Source organism: Pseudomonas sp. Sample_9 (assembly GCF_004307535.1).
In the GTDB taxonomy this organism is placed as follows: Bacteria; Pseudomonadota; Gammaproteobacteria; order Pseudomonadales; family Pseudomonadaceae; genus Aquipseudomonas; species Aquipseudomonas mercuritolerans.
In genome coordinates, this window is record NZ_RAZO01000325.1 from 1 (window position 1) to 853 (window position 853).

At 57.2% G+C, this 853-nt stretch carries 1 protein-coding gene; it reads left to right on the forward strand.

The genetic code is table 11. From position 1 onward, the window contains the following. The coding region (locus tag D6877_RS18285) for a carbohydrate porin (protein ID WP_178083708.1) at positions 1–785 on the forward strand (785 nt) is incomplete at its 5' end. Between the last annotated feature and the right edge of the window lie 68 nt (positions 786–853).

An 853-nucleotide genomic window follows, 5' to 3' on the forward strand; every position in this document is an offset into this window, starting at 1 on the left:
GTAACTGGGCGACCAACATCTGGTACAACTGGCCCGTCAGCCAGGCCGCGATCCGTGTGAAGTACAACATCAACGACGAGCTCTACGCGCAAATCGGTGCGTACAACCAGAACCCGTCGCAGCTGGAACACGGCAACGGCTTCAAGCTCAGCGGCAGCGGCACCAAAGGTACCGTGCTGCCGGTTGAATTGGTCTGGTCGCCGAAGGTCAACAGCCTGCCGGGCGAATACCGCGTCGGTTACTACAAGAGCACGGCCGATGCCGACGACGTTCGCGAAGACGTCAACGGTCTCGATGCGGCAACCACCGGTGACGACTACAAGTCGCACAACAGCAAAAGCGGTTACTGGTTCGTTGCGCAACAGCAACTCACCAGCCACAACGGTGATGCGACTCGCGGTCTGAACATCGCTGCCAACGCGACTTTCCACGACAAGGACACCAACTTCATCGACAACTACCAGTCGGTGATGTTTGTCTACAAAGGCCCGTTCGACGCGCGTCCGAAGGATGACATCGGTATCGGCGCGGCGCGTATCCACGTCAACAAGGACGTCAAGCGCAACGCTGAACTGCTGAACGCTGCGAACGGTGTGTCCGACTACGACAACGCCGCGTTCTCGCCGATTCGTGAGACCGAGTACAACTACGAACTCAACTACGGCATTCATGTCACCAACTGGCTGACCGTGCGTCCCAACCTGCAATACATCACCCATCCGGGCGGTGTGGATGAAGTCGATAACGCTTTGGTCGCTGGCCTGAAAATTCAGTCAACGTTCTGACGCGTCTGCGATAAGCTCCTCTCTATGTGCGCATTTTGCGGACAGCCAAGGCTGTCCGCTTTTTTTTG